Source organism: Priestia sp. P1_B12_1 (genome assembly GCF_056406695.1).
Window position 1 is genome coordinate 91,386 of record NZ_JBFTZR010000010.1, and the last position, 16,710, is coordinate 108,095.

Here is a 16,710-nt window from a genome sequence, read left to right on the forward strand (position 1 = left end):
GTCTTCTAATCTGTCACTGGATATAAAGTAATACTAGCTAAACCGCTTTAATTTTCATCTGAAAACTCTAAAGAATCCTCAGCTTTATTTTGACGTTCAACTAATGCGACAAAATAGAAAACAATGTTAGATACATTTCCTATCATTTTATTTTATATATCTTCCTCATGCGCATATTTTTTACATTTTATAGGAATGATAACGTTACTCGTTGTATAACAAATATTCACTCATATAAAAGGTGGTAAAACGTGCGACAAAGATATCTTTTGAAAAGCTCTACTAAAGAAAAGACAACGGATTGTTCAGCAACTCCCTTATATGATGATATAAATAAAAATATAGAGAGACTATTGAACGAATTGGGAGATAGCTCTGATGTATCGTTTCGAATGGTTGAGTCTCCGTATCAAAAAACGTTAAAGGCAGCCGTTATTCACCTTGACGGATTAGCAGATGAAAACATTATAAATGAGAATATCATGACTCCTCTTATTCAGGGGCTTAAGGAAAGTAATCAAGTAGTAACCGTCAAAGAGATAGAAGCACAAATACCCCAGATGTTAACTGTATCTCAATTGACTATAAAAGAGAATTGGCATGAATTTATGTCAGCGGTTTTAACTGGTGATACAGTCATACTACTGAATGGAAGTTCTAAAATTTTCATTGGCAATACAAAAAAACTTCAGTCCCGCGCAGTAACAGAACCAACCAGCCAAACTGTTGTTAGAGGACCTAAAGATAGTTTTACAGAGAATTTAAGGACTAATACCTCCTTGATAAGAGCTAGAATTCAGGATTCTAATTTACGCTTAGATAGCATGAAAATTGGAAGCGTAACCCAAACAGATATAGGGATTATGTATATTAAAGGGAATGCAGATGAACGTATTGTAGAGGAAATCAAAGAACGTTTAAAAGAGATTAAGGTAGATGGGGTCCTCGAGTCGAACTATATTGAGGAATTTATCCGGGATGATAGGACGACTATTTTTCCACTTTTATTAAATACGGAACGACCTGATGCTGTTGTAGGAAATTTATTAGAAGGTCGAATTGCTATTATTGTACAAGGAACACCTTTTGTATTAATTGCGCCTGCTATTTTTTCTCAATTTTTTCAGTCTCCCGAAGATTATTATCAAAATTATTATATTGCTTCCTTTTTAAGGATACTAAGATTTGGCTCTTTTTTTCTTTCTATGTATGCGTCTGCTATCTATTTAGCATTGATTACGCATCATCAGGGACTCATTCCAAACACATTAATGGTTAGCTTAATGGCTCAAAGAGAAAGAGTTCCTTTTCCAGCAATTGTAGAAATGTTAGTGATGGAACTAGCTTTTGAGATGTTGCGAGAGGCCGGAATCCGAATGCCTAGAGCAATCGGGCCAGCAGTCTCCATTGTAGGAGCGCTGATTTTAGGACAAGCAGCTGTAGAAGCAGGTTTTGTATCAGCGGCTGTTGTAATTATTGTTGCTATTTCTGCCATCAGCAATTTTACACTGCCATCTACTAGCATTGTCAATGCGGCCCGTGGTTTTCGATTTATCTTGATTATAGTTTCAGCATTTATTGGCTTATATGGAATTTTGCTTATGACCTTATGTATATGTCTTCATATAAGTAGTCTAAGATCTTTCGGTATCCCCTACTTTTCACCTTTTGCTCCCTTTGATTTTAAAAAGCAAAAGGATACGTTAGTTCGATTCTCTTTACCATCTCTGTTGAAAAAACATCAAAATAAATAGACTTCGTATAAAGATAAATGAGGATAGAAAATGAAAACTTATCTTTCGCTTTTATGGATCGCTGCCATTTGTTTATGCGTTTCAGGATGTTCGAATTACCGAGAATTAAACCAAATAGGAGTTATTATAGGATTGGGAATTGATGAGAACGAAAACTTGGAACAACCTTATAAAGTAACCTATCAGATCATTAATCCAAGTGGTTTATCACAGGGCAGTTCGTCAGGAGGACAGGGTCTTCCTGTCATTAACTATACAGTAACGGCCAAAACGTTAGTGGAAGCATTAAAAAAAGCCTCTGTCGTCATCCCAAGAGAACATATTACTTCTCATCTTTCGCTTATCGTTGTAGGTGAAAAGTTAGCAAGAAATGACCTTAGCTTATTATTTGATGCCTTGGATCGAGGCAAGCAAGCTCGTACAAGTATTCCAGTTTTTATTGCACGTGATGGAACTGCTGAGAAATTGCTTGGTGTAATTGAACCTTTCGAGGTTACTCCAGTCAAAAGTATTCTAAGTACAACCCAGAACAATCAAAAAATGTACGGAATAGTTAGTAATGTACAAGCATATGAAGTTATTTCTATGCTTTTGAGTGAGGGAAAAGACCTATCTCTTCCTGGAATCAGCATTAACAAGCCCTCTCAGAAGGCAGAAGAAGCAGGCAATTTAGAGAATACCAGCCCAAGTGCTATGCAGGTAAAGGGATTAGCCATGTTTAGAAAAGGAAAATTAGTTCGATGGCTGGATGGCGATGAGGCTCGATCTGTTCAACTTGTTACGTCTAAAGTGAAGAGCACGGCCCTTGTTTTCCCTTGTAATATAAATGCGAATATCACAGTTACGACGACCGGAATAAAAAGTCAAATAAAGACAAAAATCCGCCATGGACAACCTTTTATTCATACAGATTTGAATGTCATGGGAGAAATTACGGAAACATCATGCCAAAAAGATTTAAGCAACCCTAAGGTATTAAAAGAATTGGAAAAAGAAGTACAAAAGGAATTTCAAAAGGAAATCACAAAAACTATTCGCATCGCACAAAAAGAAAAGACAGATATATTTGGCTTTGGTGATAGCTTGTCTCGAACCAACCCTAGTTATTGGCGTCAGCATAAACAGAATTGGGAGAATCTATTTTCAAGCGCTAAAATATCGATGAATGTGAACGTCAGTATTGTAAATACCGGAATGCGGACAAATCCTTATGAGGTAAATTAGATGAGGAGCTGAAAAAGCGTTGACTAAAATAAAAATCGATGGGTTTCAATTATTTTGTATGATGTTTATCTTTATATTAGGCAGTACGTTACTTTTAGATATCGGAAAGGCTGCTAGGCAAGATGCATGGATAGTCCCCCTGCTGGCTACTTTTTTTGGATGTGTACTGTATTTAGTCTATATCTCCTTATATAAGAGATACCCTAATATGCCCTTGACTGGCTACCTCATTAAAATCTGGGGTAAATACGTAGGCGGTGCTATCAGCTTTTGTTATATTATATATTTTGTTTATATTGCTTCCAGAGTACTACGTGATTTTGAAGAATTATTAATTAGCTCTTCTTACTATGTTACATCGATTATTACGCTGGGCATATGCATGACCTTTGTGTTAATTTATAGTGTTCACTTAGGAATAGAAACATTCGCACGAGTTACATGCTTATGTTTTGTTGTTATTTTACTGACTCTTTTTATATTAAATGTTTTGTATGTAGTAGGAGGCTATATCAAGGTGGAAAACCTTCAACCCGTATTAGCAAATGGATGGGGAAACATAGGGAAAGAGTTAGCCCCTCTTGGTATTACTGTCCCTTTCGGGGAATTGATTACCTTCACTATGATTCTTCCTTATTTAAATAAAAAAAGTCAGGCCGCAACAATTGGGTTATCCGCCATCATAATAGGAGGAATGGTCTTAACAATTAATTCAATTATTCTTTTGTGTGTACTCGGACCAGAGACTGTTTTAAGATCCTCTTTCCCGGCTCTGACAGCTGTGAGTTACATTAACATAGCTAGTTTTATTCAAAGACTGGATACCTTTATTCTCATTCTCATGGTCATTTTAGGTTTTGTTAAAATAACCATCTATTTCTTTTGTGCAGTGATTGGCGCAGCTGATTTGTTTCGAATGAAATCTTCTGTTACAAACATTTATTTAATTGGCGGTATTATTTTTTTCTCCTCACTGATGATTGCTCCTAGTTACCAAGCTCATATAAATGAAGGACTCAAAATTGTTCCTTATTTATTGCACCTTCCTTTTCATATAGCAATTCCCATCCTATTGCTGATTACAGCATATATAAAACAAAAAATAAAGCCTGCCCTTTCATGACAAGGGAGGCTATTGTTTTTTAAAAACAGGAAAAATGCTAACAGTAAGGAATATCAAAGCAAATAAAATAACCAAAAAATAATCTTCTCCACGGGCAATTACAAAATATTGTTTTAGGTTATAAAGCGATTGAAACATATAGTTTCCCTGAAAAACGTCGATGAATGCAATAAGAACATAAGCCCCCAGCAAAATGCATAAGGATGGAATTGTTTTAGCCATTATATCAGCCTCACCTTTTTCTTTTAAATTGCGGTAAATAATATAAAAATATACAAGGCGTCCATGAGATTCAATAATATTTATTAAATGATGGAAAATAATTGATTTTCTGCAAAGCAATCTGTTATAAAAATTTAACGCAACAAGAATTGTGGACATTGAGCTCCAAGGAACTTTGTTCATTCTAATGCACGATTCTATTTTTATAGACTCTTAAGAAATAGTACAAGCCAAGCAGAAGTAATCCTACATTTGTATAAAAATAAAAGATAAATTCATACAAAAAGTTCTTTTGAGCCAATGAATCAAAAACGTAGTGCAATAAGTGGTATAGCGCTACATAGATTAAACAAAGATTCCAGAAAATATTTTCTTCTCTAGAATAAATCTCTCTTAGTAATAAAAGAATGATCCACCAAAACACAAGTATGGATAATGTACTGAGTAAGTTAATTGGATAAGTCTTATAGTAAAAGAAATACGCGCTGCTATAAAATAAAAGCATCGATAGTAACAACATGAATAGTGGCTTTCTAGAGTGTTTATTGGTGATAAAAAAGTACAAGCCAACTAAAATGGCAATAAAAAAATAAATGTAATTCAACAAATTTCCCATCTTAAACCTCAAAATCTTTATAATTTAATACTATGATATTTAAGTTTCTACTAAAATCTTTTATGTATTGGCTCAAAAACACAGCACTTTACGCTTCCTTGCCTTTTTTATATGTATAATACCCGAAGATAGCAATCCCAAAGGAAACTCCAAAAGCGGTTGAAAATGCTGTTAAAAGATCAAAATTAGAGGTGAACAGAATATTAATCATTAAGTTTCCTCCAAAGAAGATTAAAAAGTATACAAAGAATTTTAAAATAACTTTTTTCAAGAACTACCCTACTTTCATAGATGTCGTTTAAATTAGCTGCTGATTCAACATAGATTTTATAAACTGCAAAATTATAAATATATCCAATATAAGATTATATTACCATATATTTTTTACTGGCCATAAAAAAGAACCTCTTTAAAATAGAGGTTCTTTTTTTATAACAGATAAGATATTTAGTTACGGTAATGACAAGAATTAAAATGTCATTCGCAAGCTTTAATAAAGATAATCTTCTAATCCTCTTACTACCTATAGCTTCTCTACCAATTCATCAACACGGACACAAGTGAATCCTTTTGTTTTCACTGTCTTTAACACATCTCTTAACGCATTAATTGTGTTTCTTGGAGCTTCAGATTCTGCTCCGAGCGTATCTCCGCAGTCGTGCAGCAAAATGACGTCCCCGCCTTTTATATTGGCTAGGCGTTTTTTAATCTTTTCGCTTCCGCCAGAGGTTCGCCAATCTTCCGCCATGATTGACCATAGAATAATCTTATATTTACCTCTTCTCATAAAATCGAAAAGGTTGAGCATTCCCCAAGGCGGTCGATAATAAATAGGTGTGACTCCAGTGATAGATTTAATCACCTTGGCTGTATTCTTAACTCCATTTCTAACCTTCCAAGGCGACATAAACCAGTTGGAGTGATGTACGTAGTTATGAATTCCGATTAAGTGGCCTTCACTATGCATGCGCTGAATCAGTTCAGGGTACTTTTCTGCTTTAGTACCGACCACAAAAAAGGTTGCCTTCACCTCATTTTTCTTCAGTAAATCAAGAAGTATGGGGGTATAAACAGGATTCGGACCATCATCAAACGTAAAAGCAATTTTGGATAAATCCCTTCCTCTTTTAACTACGTTCACTCCTAGGCTACGTGATAGGAAATACGGAATAACGGTGTATAATAAAATAAAAAAAATAATAGCAGAAATCATGAACTCCATATTATATACTCACCTCTATCTCCTTTTGCTTTTGTATCGTTCTACTATCTGTTACGTTACGTAATGAACCGCATCTTGCTGCTTCGACAATGACATGGAGAGCTTCCGTGGATGATGTTTTGGTTTGATATTTTTTCATCCTTTGTTTCATCCATCTTAAAGGTACTGAATCGCGGACAAGATTTTCAATTTGCGCAATTAACTCTTTTTCTGACTGTGCAGACAGTGCGAATCCCGAACGACATAAATATTCTGCATTGTCTTCTTCTTGTCCTGGTAACGAATGATAAAGTAGTATTGGCAAACCCATCGCCATTGCCTCAGAGGTTGTTACTCCCCCCGGCTTGCTGATCATTAAATCTGAAATAGCCATTAATTCTTCAACCTTTTCACAGTATCCAAAAATTCTCACGTCATGCTTTGAGTCTTTTAATTCCCACTCTAATTGTGTTTTTAATTTCTTATTTTTACCGCATACTATAAAAAGTTGAATCGGTGTGGAAATGGATTCTAATGCCTTAAAGGTTGAAAGTCCTTTTCCAAAAAATCCGTCTCCCCCTCCCATGATGAGCAGGGTGAACATATTTGGATTGATCATATATTTATCTAAGAGAAGGTCTGTTGGAAGAACATCCATAAATCTTTTCCGTACAGGTATTCCAGTGTTTTTAATTTTGTCCGCCTCTACCCCTAACGCAATTAATTGATCACGCAATCGAGCAGACCCTACCATATATTGATCTGTAGAGGGATGAATCCAATAAGAATGATCCGTATAATCTGTGATGATGGTTATCGCCGGAATATCAATTAATCCTTGCTCTTTTAATTTCGATATTATCCCAGCGGCAAATGGATAGGTACTAACCACTACTTTCGGCTTTATTTCTTGTATGATTTTAAGCACCGTTTGCATGCCCGATAAAAAGATCGAATTTAGCTTAACGGAAAACGAATTTTTTACACGAGTTTTTTTATACAAAAAGCTATACACTTGTGGAAACTTCTTAATGCTTTTTTTATAAATATAATGGCTGATTGGATAAAGGTTGGGATGAACCCACTCCATAATATCAATGGTAATAGGCTCAGCATCAGCAACCATATCATTTACTGCCTCGCTTATCGCATTTGCCACTTGTTTATGCCCCTCTCCAAATGCAGCGGAAAGAATTAAGTATTTATCCTGTTCACGATTATTCATGACTTTTCCCTCCTTGTAGTTTGTATGCTTTTGCTGTGGGGTGAAACTTAGACTTTTCAGCACATCTTTTTGTTGTTTTGTTTAGGCGATTAAAGAATTGCTCTACTGATAAAAGAGTAAGCATGACAAAAAATTAATAATGGGTAGTTCCCCTTTTTAATCGATTTGTAGGGTATATCTTTTCTTCTTTTTCGTTACATAGATTGGTTAGGAACTCCTTACACTATTTATTAGAAAAACAAACAGTCTTAAGTTGAGCTTTCAAATAGCACATTTTCAGTCTACGTTTTGTAATTAAAAATAGGCTAAAAATAACATTAAAAATCAATGAAAAATCCAGTTTTTTTAATAAATAATGCTACATTAAAAGAAATACAAAGGTGAAATTAATCTTTTCATCTTTGTATTTCAATCCCATGTAAGCATATTCGCCTTACCGACTGTGCTTTAGATACATACTATGAAAGAAGGACAAACCATGGATTTTATCACATCTTATATAAATCAGTACGGATATATCGTGCTGTTTCTAGCATTAATGCTGGAACTTCTTGCGCTTCCTCTTCCAGGCGAACTGCTTATGGGCTACGCTGGGGTTCTTGCTTTTCAAGGACATTTAAGCTGGGTGGGAAGTATCTTGGTAGCTGGTACGGGGAGTATGGTTGGAATGACCATAGCCTACGGGGTAGGTTATAAGTTAGGGACTCCTTTTTTTGATAAATACGGAAAAACCCTTCATATGGGGCCAGAGCGAATTGAAAGAATGTCAAAATGGTTTAGTGTACATGGAAACAAGCTGTTGATTATTGCTTATTTCCTCCCAGTTATTAGACATATTACAGGATATTTTTCAGGAATTACTCGCCTTCCCTTTCGCACGTATGCACTGTATGCCTATAGCGGATCATTTCTTTGGGTCACCACATTTATTACTCTAGGAAAGTTATTAGGACCTCAGTGGGAACAGTTTCATCATTCTATTAAGAAGTATTTTGTCATTGGGATGATCGTAGCTGTAAGTTTGTTGGTTGCTATTTACATTTATAAAAAGTTCAAAGTAACGATTAAAAAGATAGCAATTAATTGTCTCGAGTGGATAGTAAATGTGTTTCATACGCGGAAACGGGCAGGTCTTGTTTTTATATTTACAGCATTAGCAACATTAGGGTTTATTCTGCTTATGATTGGAATGACGCAAGACTTTATCGCAAACGAGTTTGGAGATTTTAACAAAATAATCAGTCTATTAACATCAGCCCTTTTTAATAAAGATTGGAATGTACCAATGCGGATACTTTTCATGCTCGGATCCAGGCAAGTTCTGGTGGCATTAATTTTCTTTACACTTGTATGGATTTTATGGAAAGGCAGAGATAAAAAAATTGAATTATTATCTCTGATAGTTGTTGCAGGCGGCGGAGAGCTGTACGAAGAAAGTCTGAGACGAATTTTCCATCATTTCTCCCCTATTAAAAAGTCGCTAATAGAACACCTTTCATACACCTTTCCAAGCGAGCAGTCTTTAATGGCTTTTGTTATTTATGGGTTTGCTGTGTTTATGCTGGTTCGACACTCTAAAAGATTATGGGTTCCTACATTAGCACCACTAGCAGCCATTCTTATTTTGTTGCTTATTGCGATTAGTCGTTTGTATCTCAGCATACAATATCCCAGCGATATTGCAGCAGGATATGTATTTGGAGGAGTATGGCTAGGGTTAAACGTTTTGCTTCTTGAAACCTTCCGTCTTATGAAAGGTATTAATCTATAGTGGTTCACTAAAAAGGAAGGTCCAACTAAACAGGAACTTCCCTTGTCCAAATGAAGTTTATTATATTTTGAACGATGAGAAAGGAGAACCTGCATGCAAAACCGTATTTTAATCGTTGAAGATGAAGAAATGATTGCGAGAGCTCTTCAAATTGAGCTTGAGCATGAAGGATACCAAGTATTCGTAGAGCATGAAGGAAAAAGCGGCCTTGAAGCTGCTTTACATAACAGCATTGATTTAGTTTTATTAGACGTCATGCTTCCAGAACTTAGCGGTATCGAAGTCCTTCGCAGAATTAGAAAAAAGAACGCCTACCTCCCTGTTATTCTTTTGACAGCCCGTGACACTACGTTAGATAAAGTGATGGGACTAGATCATGGAGCAAATGATTACATCACCAAGCCCTTTGAAATAGAAGAGGTGTTAGCTAGAGTGCGCAATAGTCTTCGTCATAGAGCTATCATTCAAGAAGTTACTGAAAAAAAAGATGTTCATTTATCAATAGAAGATTTATCTGTAAATTTAGAGACCAGAGAAGTGATAAGAAAAAACAAAACGATTATATTAACACCGAAAGAATATGATTTGCTTGTTTATTTACTAAAAAATCAAAATATCGTATTAAGCAGAGAAAATATCCTTTTGACCGTTTGGGGCTATGATTATGAAGGAGAAACAAATGTAGTAGATGTGTATATTGGACATTTGAGAAAGAAAATAGAAGAAGATATTACCCCTTCCTTAATTCACACCGTCAGAGGAGTAGGATATGTGATAAGAAAGGAACCATATGAAAATTACTACCAAGGTTAACTTGTTTATTACAGTTTCTCTGTTAGTCAGCTTGCTCATTGTAAATACGATTGTATTTTTTTTATTTATGAAAACGACCGTTAATATGGAAGCACATTTAGTCTTCAAAAATGCGAATGAAATGTTGAAAAAATACCACATTTCTGAATCATTATCGCTAGACAAAAACCTTTTAAACTCTTACATGCCTAGTCACTCTTTTATTCGAATCGTGGGACCGAACTCTACAACTATTAATCAAGTCACTAACGACAAAGTCCTTATTCAGAAAATCTCACCTACTTTTTCAACAGAAAAGAGCTTTGAACTTAGACCTTTTCAAGAACATCAAAATTTAGTAGTTCACGTACCGATTCATCAGAATCACAAAGTAATAGGCACGTTAGAAATAAGTGAGCGGTTATCAGGACTAGAAAGCCGCAAAGATATTATTTTGTCCATAATGGGGACTGTTACCGTTATTTCGGTTCTTCTCTCTTTTCTAGCTGGCAGATGGTTATCGGCTATCATTATGAAGCCTGTTGTATCAATGATCTCTACAATGGAGGATATTGAACAAAGTGGAACGCTGAAAAAGATTGGTATACAAACTGAAACAAAAGATGAAGTGTATAAAATGGCCGCTACATTTAACCGGATGATTAGTAAACTGAAAGAAAACTCAGATAAACAAAGGCAATTTATTTCCGATGCTTCGCATGAGTTAAAAACGCCTGTGACTGTTATTAGCAGCTTTGTTACAATTCTTAGAAGGCATGGAACACAAGACGAAAAGATAGCAAAAGAAGCAATTGAGGCTATTTATTTAGAAACAAATAGAATGAAAAATTTGACCAAAACACTGTTGAGTTTAGCTGAATTAGAGGATTCCGAACCTGTTGACATAAAATCAGTTGATCTTGTCTCTCTCACTGAAACCCTTGCAACTCAATTTATGCAAGTTTATGACCGACCTATTATCCTACATAAGAATTCCCACTTAATGTTTATCAAGGGGGATGAATTAAAGCTGAAACAAGTAATCATTATCTTTTTAGATAATGCCATAAAGTATAGTACCGATGTCATTGAGGTCTTTTTAGAAAGTAATCAGCATATGGGAATTCTTCGAATAAAAGATTATGGAATCGGCATACCGCAAGAAGAACAATCTCATGTTTTTGAAAGGTTTTATCGAGTAGACAAAGCCCGCAAACGGGATTCGGGAGGAAGCGGACTAGGATTAGCTATTGCTAAAAATATTGTGAACCTCCATAAAGGAGAAATTGAGATAGAAAGTAAAGAACATATTGGAACAGAGATTAAAGTTACTTTTCCCCTCACGAACTGAGTAAGTCGCTTTTATATAAATTAGCTTATGTACCGCTAGTGAGGCAGGAACTCTAGCAATATTTAATTTCTAAAAATGCTACCTAATGAATACACTCAAAACGGAGTCACCAGTTTTGAGTAAAAAAAACACCTCCAAGTGATTGCTCGGTACTTCATACCCAGTTTATCAGATTGAAGGCGTTTTTTCATTTATATAAAATCAGAGCCTGTCCAAATGATTAGCAATTGCGTTTTCTTAATCTGCGAACGCTGATACTTTCTAAACTAGTCGTATTTCTATTACCTGAATTATCTTCCCATACTAAAAATCCGCCTTCTGCTCGAATAAACGTACCATTTCCATCAAGCTGTCTTCCAGCAGAAAAAACTTGAATTTTATCTCCTCTTCGAAAATTTGGCCATCCCTGTCCATAGTATTTCTGCAATTTCTCTTACATTCATTCCTACTCAACATAATGCTTTCTAGAGCACATATAAAAAGCTAGCTCTTAGTGCATAACGATCCTTTTTGTTGCTGCAACTTAAAAACAACTGAATCTCTTTCATCTTATATTGCTCTTGTTGCATTGATTTATTGAGTATAAAATACATATATGTTAAAGAGTTTGATATATATAATTTAAAAAGTTATATCTTTTAGACACAAAAAAAGAACCCTCCATAAAATGAGGATTCAAACAGGGTAAGTAAGAAAAAGAAATATACATGCATGTTCCTGGGGGGCACTACGCTTGTATAATCAACTTATACCCGCTATTCACTGATTCAAACAGTTAAAAACATTTCAAATAAAAATTAATCGCTAATCTATTAAATACAATCTCTGAATATATTCAATAGCTTTATCTTTGTACTCTACCTGTTCTCTAATATTAATAATTCGCATAACAAGTCCTCCCCTACAAAGAATAACAACCATCATTTACATAAAGGGTGTTATAGACATGCTTTTTAATAAAAGTGTGTTGCTTCTTCCATTAAAACTTATCCTTAAGCCCATTCTTTCCTATGTTCACGAATAAATTTAATGTCATTTTGATAATGTTCAAGATGTCCTTCGTCTATCATTTTTTGGAACGCCCTGTCGCCTTCACTGGCTTTTCTTGTAATTGTTTTACATAACCCCTCTAATCGCAGCAATACCACTTCCAAATAACCTTCTCGTAATTCTTCGCCGTAAGATTCAAAAAATAATTTCACTCTTTGTTTTCTATGTTGAGCATGGTGCAATGAATTATAATAAATCTTCTCACCTGTTTCAGAAAGGTAAAATCTACTTAAGGGGACGCACGTATAAAGAGTATAAGCAATGTCCCAAATTCTTGGCCCGGGCCCAGCAACATCAAAATCAATGATGCCTACGGGTCTTTCTTGCTTGAAAATGATGTTGTATATGGCAAAATCATTATGACATAGTACCTCAAATGGTTTAGGAGTGTTATCTATTGATTTCCAGCTGTCATCAAATGAAAAACCACTCACTGAATTATGATAAAGACGGAGCATTTTCCCTATTTCTATTAAAACATCATCAGACCACATATATTTCTTCAAAGGATAATTCCCAGCTTCACCTTCAATAAATGACAAGACCTCTCTCCCTTTTTCATCAATGCCTAAAAATTTTGGTGCATAACTAAAACCTTTGTTCTCTAAATGCTTTAATAGCTTATGAAATTTATGGCTATCTGATTTTAGTTCTCGTCGTACAGTTTCTCCCAAGCGATAAACGTTAGAGACATTCCCTCCTGTTAGCACTTCTTCGTCTTCAAAGCTTGACATATAAACATTCCCCCTGAATATATCCTATTTGTCGTCAATAAGTGAAAATGATAAAGCATTCGTCATAAATGAAATACCTGATTTTACTACTGATTCAGAAAAGCCCGTACTTTTTCTTTTATAGCCCATCAACAATCCTTTGGGACTGACTAATAAAGTGGAGAAAATCGGTTATCGTTACATTATAAAAAAAGAATCTTCCTTCGAAGATCCTTTTAACTGCTTGTTTCATACAAAAATCCTCTAAAAAATGAAAGACCACTACTATATTAAATCACCAAAAGCCTCCATCTGAGTGAATAATTTGTCCGGTAATCCATTCTGATTCTTCACTTGCTAAAAAAATAACTAATTTTGCGGCATCCCGTGGCTCACCAAGTCGACCCATCGGGAACTTTGGCCGTAGCTCTTCTTTTAACTCACTGCTCATCCAGCCAGTGTTAGTTGGTCCAGGATCTACAGCATTAACAGTAATCTTAAGAGGTGCTAATTCAATAGCAACTGATTTAGTAAACGTAGAAACAGCCCCTTTTGTTGCAACATAGGCCAAATTCCCAGGCTCAGGTGACTTATCTTGACCTGACACCATATTAATAATTCGACCACCATGCTTACCTTCGATTAGACGTGCAAACTCAACAGTCAAAAGACACGTCCCTCTAACATTCACGTTATAATGAGCATCAAGCGTATCAGCATCTATAGAACGAAAATCTACGTCCACAGAATGTGTTGCATTATTTACAAGGATTGATGGAGAACCTAGTTTGTTTTGAACTTCATCAAGCAGCTTTCTTGGTGCATCGGGTTGCGATAAATCCAATTCCATTGATTCACATCGCACTCCCAGACTGCGAATCTCTTCCATAAGATGTTTCGACCATTTAAAATCATCCTCATTGCAATAATCCATTAAACGATCATACTTTGACCAATGAGTGAAAAAAATATCTGCGCCTTCTCTAGCTAATTCCCTGCATATTTCAGTACCAATACCTTTTGCCCGACTGGCACCAGTAACAACCGCAATCTTATTTATTAACCTCTTCATAATGCATCTCCTCATGAGAACGTTGAATTCATATGCTCACCAATAGCACAGGAATTCAGCAATCCTGTATATGTATATTAGTCTATCAAGTTGTAATAAATGAAAAAATGTAATTAAAGTTTAAAAGGTATTTTCTCCATAGTAATCATTCATTCTTATTTCACCTCACATAAGTATTTTTCCATACATGCATTCAACTTTCCTGCCTTATCAACATGTTACAGACAGCAAAAACTGAATCCCCCTAGTCTTCAACAAGTTTGGACTTACATTTTCAAGAACGTTATATTTTACTTTTTAGTAAAAAGGTAAAGAAATAGGTAGAATAATGGATTTCCTAAATAAAATTCCAAAAGGAAATGTCCCTATGTTAGAGAACTGAATAAAGGACTGCTTTTCATTTCTCTAACACTTAAAAGGAGGTACACGAATGAATGAAGAGATAATAAAAATTGATAACGTTGAGATTTGTACAGAAAGTTTTGGAAACCCCAAGAATCCCGCTGTACTTTTAATAATGGGAGCAATGTCTTCGTTAGATTGGTGGGATGAAGACTTCTGTCTTCTCCTCGCTGAACATGAGAGATTTGTTATTCGTTACGACCATCGTGATTTAGGACGGTCTACCATTTATCCACCCGGTACGTCTAACTATACAATAACGGATATGGCTGACGATGCAATTGGTGTTTTAGATGCTTACTCTATAGACAAAGCTCATATTGTTGGAATGTCTTTGGGCGGGATGATAGGACAAATCCTTGCTCTTAGATATCCGGATCGCATAGACTCCCTTACTTTAATTGCATCAAGCGTATTTGGAAAGGAGGCGGAAAAATTGCCCCCAATGGATCAGCGGATACTTGATTACCACACGAAGAGCGCTTCCATAGACTGGTCAAATCAAGAGGAGACTGTTCCCTACCTTGCAGGTGGATGGGAAATTTTAAGTGGAACAAAACCTTATGAAGAGAAAAGAATGTATAAGCTAGCAGAAAGAGAAGCTGCCCGCGCCAAACGGCTGCCGAGTAGATTTAACCATGCTTTGCTTCAAGGAGGAGGCCAATATTATGACAGATTGAGTGAAATTACTATACCTACACTGATTATTCATGGAACAGAAGATCCGGCCCTCCCATACGAACATGGACTTGCTCTTGCAAAAGCTATTGCTCATGCTAATTTAATAGCTCTTGATCGTACAGGACATGAAGTCCATAGTGAGGACTGGGCACAAATTATCGAATCAATTGTAGGAATTAGTTCCTAAAAGTAAAACATGAGATATGAAGACTTCAAAGCGCTTTTTTAAGAAAGCTTTGGGGTCTTTTCATGTTTCAAAGTTCCTTCCTTCTACTTACAGTAGACAAAACGTTTCCTATAGCAAAGGGTGTTTTGTACAAAAGTACCTACATCTTTTCAAAACATCATATTTATGATACAGTGATAATTTGCGAAATATCCACATAAGGGTATTGCAGTAAGAAAATGGAGGTTTTTATGAAATATTTTAAGGTGCTTTTTTGTTTAATCTTATTCATCCTTGTAGGTATAACCGGCTGTTCTTCAAAAGAAGAAGTCACAAGCATTAACACTGTTGATGTAAAAGATCTTAAAGGCCACAGCGGAACTTATGTTGGAGATAATTCTAACGTAGTAGCTATCGTAAGAGCATTGCCTGGAGGAGAAACGTTTAAAGAAATTAATTTACATAATAAAACACCAAAAATAATGTATGGTACTAAAGAGGACTCTTTATCAGAAGATGAAATATTAAAATATTGGCTCGACGGTAAGGATACACTAGAGAAAAACTTTCTTTATAATGCTATTTATTTAACGATACTAATACCTAATGCTGAAGGGTACAGTTTTAAAATAGATGATCAGAAATTCTCAGTACCTAGAGAAGAAATGAAACAATTCATTTCCAAAAACATTCAAACTTTACCAGATAGCAATGAGTTATTTGATAAAGAAAAAGCACAGCAATTTATAGATAATAATAAAGAGAAGATTAATAAAGCAGTTAAATCGGCAGCTATTCGAGAACAATTTTTTAAGAATGTTCCTATCGTAAAAGAATAAGAACAAATAAAGAGCCTTAAATAAGGCTCTTTATTTGTTTTCTATTTGCCTTTGTGCTTCGCTTTTGCCTTTTGTTTCTTTATGGAATACTTTTGTTCCTTCAGCTCTTCACGATATCGTTTAGCTTTCTTTTTTCTACTTTTTTTCTTTTCTTCGTAAGCTTGCTTCATGGCTTCTTGAGCTTTAGTCGAAATACCAACTTTATTTCTTTCTTTTGCTACTTGGCGTTGTAAACGTTTTGGATTTACCTTTTTCTTAGATTTTATTTTCACATCAATACCTGCATGAGCTGATTGATTAATCACCTCTAGCAATCTGTCATAAATAAAGTCTAATACTTCTGTATCTTTTGGTTCTGGTCCAAATACATAACGAAATGCTTTTAACTTACCGCCTTCTACAACTTCAATAATTCCTACCCAAAACTGACCATCATGGTAAATCGTTAGTGACATAACGATTCCCTCCTCTAAACATACTATGAAATGATGGACATCCCGAGGAGGGG

The 16,710-nt window shown here is 35.3% G+C and carries 16 protein-coding genes; 8 read left to right on the forward strand and 8 right to left on the reverse strand.

The window, feature by feature from the left end; all coding sequences use genetic code 11:
• Nucleotides 1–251: 251 nt before the first annotated feature.
• The 3 genes from AC1D0Y_RS24070 to AC1D0Y_RS24080 are packed head-to-tail and all read left to right on the forward strand — an operon-like array spanning nt 252 to nt 4,101.
• Nucleotides 252–1,754: a spore germination protein gene (locus AC1D0Y_RS24070; protein WP_477707964.1), complete on the forward strand. Its 1,503-nt coding sequence runs from the start codon at nt 252–254 to the stop codon at nt 1,752–1,754.
• Nucleotides 1,755–1,784: 30 nt separating this feature from the next.
• A complete protein-coding gene (locus AC1D0Y_RS24075; RefSeq protein WP_060745001.1) occupies nt 1,785–2,978 on the forward strand; it encodes a Ger(x)C family spore germination protein in 1,194 nt (397 codons plus the stop codon).
• Nucleotides 2,979–2,997: 19 nt separating this feature from the next.
• Nucleotides 2,998–4,101 (forward strand): GerAB/ArcD/ProY family transporter, encoded by a 1,104-nt coding sequence (locus AC1D0Y_RS24080; RefSeq protein WP_060745000.1) that lies wholly within the window; start codon nt 2,998–3,000, stop codon nt 4,099–4,101.
• A gap of 9 nt (nt 4,102–4,110) precedes the next feature.
• Here the strand turns inward: AC1D0Y_RS24080 and AC1D0Y_RS24085 are convergent, their stop codons facing one another.
• The 4 genes from AC1D0Y_RS24085 to AC1D0Y_RS24100 form a co-directional block, all read right to left on the reverse strand.
• A complete protein-coding gene (locus tag AC1D0Y_RS24085; protein WP_477707965.1) occupies nt 4,111–4,323 on the reverse strand; it encodes a YczF family membrane protein in 213 nt (70 codons plus the stop codon).
• 704 nt (nt 4,324–5,027) lie between these two features.
• The gene (locus tag AC1D0Y_RS24090; protein WP_255256595.1) at nt 5,028–5,150 is read right to left on the reverse strand and encodes a hypothetical protein; all 123 of its coding nucleotides are present in this window, start codon (nt 5,148–5,150) and stop codon (nt 5,028–5,030) included.
• A 312-nt stretch (nt 5,151–5,462) separates the two neighbouring features.
• Complete coding sequence (locus AC1D0Y_RS24095) at nt 5,463–6,161, reverse strand: polysaccharide deacetylase family protein (RefSeq protein WP_060744997.1); 699 nt, start codon at nt 6,159–6,161, stop codon at nt 5,463–5,465.
• 1 nt (nt 6,162) lies between these two features.
• Nucleotides 6,163–7,365 (reverse strand): MGDG synthase family glycosyltransferase, encoded by a 1,203-nt coding sequence (locus AC1D0Y_RS24100; RefSeq protein WP_060744996.1) that lies wholly within the window; start codon nt 7,363–7,365, stop codon nt 6,163–6,165.
• A 478-nt stretch (nt 7,366–7,843) separates the two neighbouring features.
• Between AC1D0Y_RS24100 and AC1D0Y_RS24105 the strand changes: the two genes are divergently transcribed.
• From AC1D0Y_RS24105 to AC1D0Y_RS24115, 3 genes are all read left to right on the forward strand, one after another.
• Nucleotides 7,844–9,136, forward strand: coding sequence for a VTT domain-containing protein (locus AC1D0Y_RS24105; protein ID WP_477707966.1), 1,293 nt, complete (start codon nt 7,844–7,846; stop codon nt 9,134–9,136).
• Nucleotides 9,137–9,229: 93 nt separating this feature from the next.
• Entirely contained in the window at nt 9,230–9,949 is a 720-nt protein-coding gene (locus tag AC1D0Y_RS24110) for a response regulator transcription factor (RefSeq protein WP_060744994.1), read from the forward strand.
• Nucleotides 9,927–11,279: a sensor histidine kinase gene (locus tag AC1D0Y_RS24115; RefSeq protein ID WP_477707967.1), complete on the forward strand. Its 1,353-nt coding sequence runs from the start codon at nt 9,927–9,929 to the stop codon at nt 11,277–11,279. Before AC1D0Y_RS24110 ends, AC1D0Y_RS24115 begins: the two co-directional genes overlap by 23 nt.
• Nucleotides 11,280–11,499: 220 nt before the next feature.
• Here the strand turns inward: AC1D0Y_RS24115 and AC1D0Y_RS24120 are convergent, their stop codons facing one another.
• The 3 genes from AC1D0Y_RS24120 to AC1D0Y_RS24130 form a co-directional block, all read right to left on the reverse strand.
• Nucleotides 11,500–11,706, reverse strand: a complete 207-nt coding sequence (locus AC1D0Y_RS24120) for a hypothetical protein (RefSeq protein ID WP_060744992.1) — start codon at nt 11,704–11,706, stop codon at nt 11,500–11,502.
• A 565-nt stretch (nt 11,707–12,271) separates the two neighbouring features.
• Nucleotides 12,272–13,063 (reverse strand): phosphotransferase, encoded by a 792-nt coding sequence (locus AC1D0Y_RS24125; protein WP_060744991.1) that lies wholly within the window; start codon nt 13,061–13,063, stop codon nt 12,272–12,274.
• Nucleotides 13,064–13,337: 274 nt separating this feature from the next.
• Nucleotides 13,338–14,114: an SDR family oxidoreductase gene (locus tag AC1D0Y_RS24130; RefSeq protein WP_477707968.1), complete on the reverse strand. Its 777-nt coding sequence runs from the start codon at nt 14,112–14,114 to the stop codon at nt 13,338–13,340.
• Between the two features lie 430 nt (nt 14,115–14,544).
• Here AC1D0Y_RS24130 and mle point away from each other — a divergent pair, with 430 nt between their 5' ends.
• Both mle and AC1D0Y_RS24140 read left to right on the forward strand, forming a co-directional pair.
• A complete protein-coding gene (gene mle, locus AC1D0Y_RS24135; RefSeq protein ID WP_477707969.1) occupies nt 14,545–15,384 on the forward strand; it encodes an alpha/beta fold macrolide esterase in 840 nt (279 codons plus the stop codon).
• Between the two features lie 230 nt (nt 15,385–15,614).
• Nucleotides 15,615–16,202, forward strand: coding sequence for a DUF4825 domain-containing protein (locus tag AC1D0Y_RS24140; RefSeq protein ID WP_272801543.1), 588 nt, complete (start codon nt 15,615–15,617; stop codon nt 16,200–16,202).
• A 41-nt stretch (nt 16,203–16,243) separates the two neighbouring features.
• Here the strand turns inward: AC1D0Y_RS24140 and AC1D0Y_RS24145 are convergent, their stop codons facing one another.
• On the reverse strand, nt 16,244–16,657 hold the full coding sequence (locus AC1D0Y_RS24145) for a YjdF family protein (RefSeq protein WP_060744987.1): 414 nt from the start codon (nt 16,655–16,657) through the stop codon (nt 16,244–16,246).
• Between the last annotated feature and the right edge of the window lie 53 nt (nt 16,658–16,710).

Coding starts and splice junctions, on each gene's coding strand:
- AC1D0Y_RS24115 (WP_477707967.1), top strand. CDS start 9,927: ATGAAAATTACTACCAAGGTTAACTTGTTTATTACAGTTTCTCTGTTA.
- AC1D0Y_RS24145 (WP_060744987.1), bottom strand. CDS start 16,657: ATGTCACTAACGATTTACCATGATGGTCAGTTTTGGGTAGGAATTATT.
- AC1D0Y_RS24100 (WP_060744996.1), bottom strand. CDS start 7,365: ATGAATAATCGTGAACAGGATAAATACTTAATTCTTTCCGCTGCATTT.
- AC1D0Y_RS24130 (WP_477707968.1), bottom strand. CDS start 14,114: ATGAAGAGGTTAATAAATAAGATTGCGGTTGTTACTGGTGCCAGTCGG.
- AC1D0Y_RS24125 (WP_060744991.1), bottom strand. CDS start 13,063: ATGTCAAGCTTTGAAGACGAAGAAGTGCTAACAGGAGGGAATGTCTCT.
- AC1D0Y_RS24095 (WP_060744997.1), bottom strand. CDS start 6,161: ATGGAGTTCATGATTTCTGCTATTATTTTTTTTATTTTATTATACACC.
- AC1D0Y_RS24110 (WP_060744994.1), top strand. CDS start 9,230: ATGCAAAACCGTATTTTAATCGTTGAAGATGAAGAAATGATTGCGAGA.
- AC1D0Y_RS24105 (WP_477707966.1), top strand. CDS start 7,844: ATGGATTTTATCACATCTTATATAAATCAGTACGGATATATCGTGCTG.
- mle (WP_477707969.1), top strand. CDS start 14,545: ATGAATGAAGAGATAATAAAAATTGATAACGTTGAGATTTGTACAGAA.
- AC1D0Y_RS24090 (WP_255256595.1), bottom strand. CDS start 5,150: ATGATTAATATTCTGTTCACCTCTAATTTTGATCTTTTAACAGCATTT.
- AC1D0Y_RS24085 (WP_477707965.1), bottom strand. CDS start 4,323: ATGGCTAAAACAATTCCATCCTTATGCATTTTGCTGGGGGCTTATGTT.
- AC1D0Y_RS24075 (WP_060745001.1), top strand. CDS start 1,785: ATGAAAACTTATCTTTCGCTTTTATGGATCGCTGCCATTTGTTTATGC.
- AC1D0Y_RS24140 (WP_272801543.1), top strand. CDS start 15,615: ATGAAATATTTTAAGGTGCTTTTTTGTTTAATCTTATTCATCCTTGTA.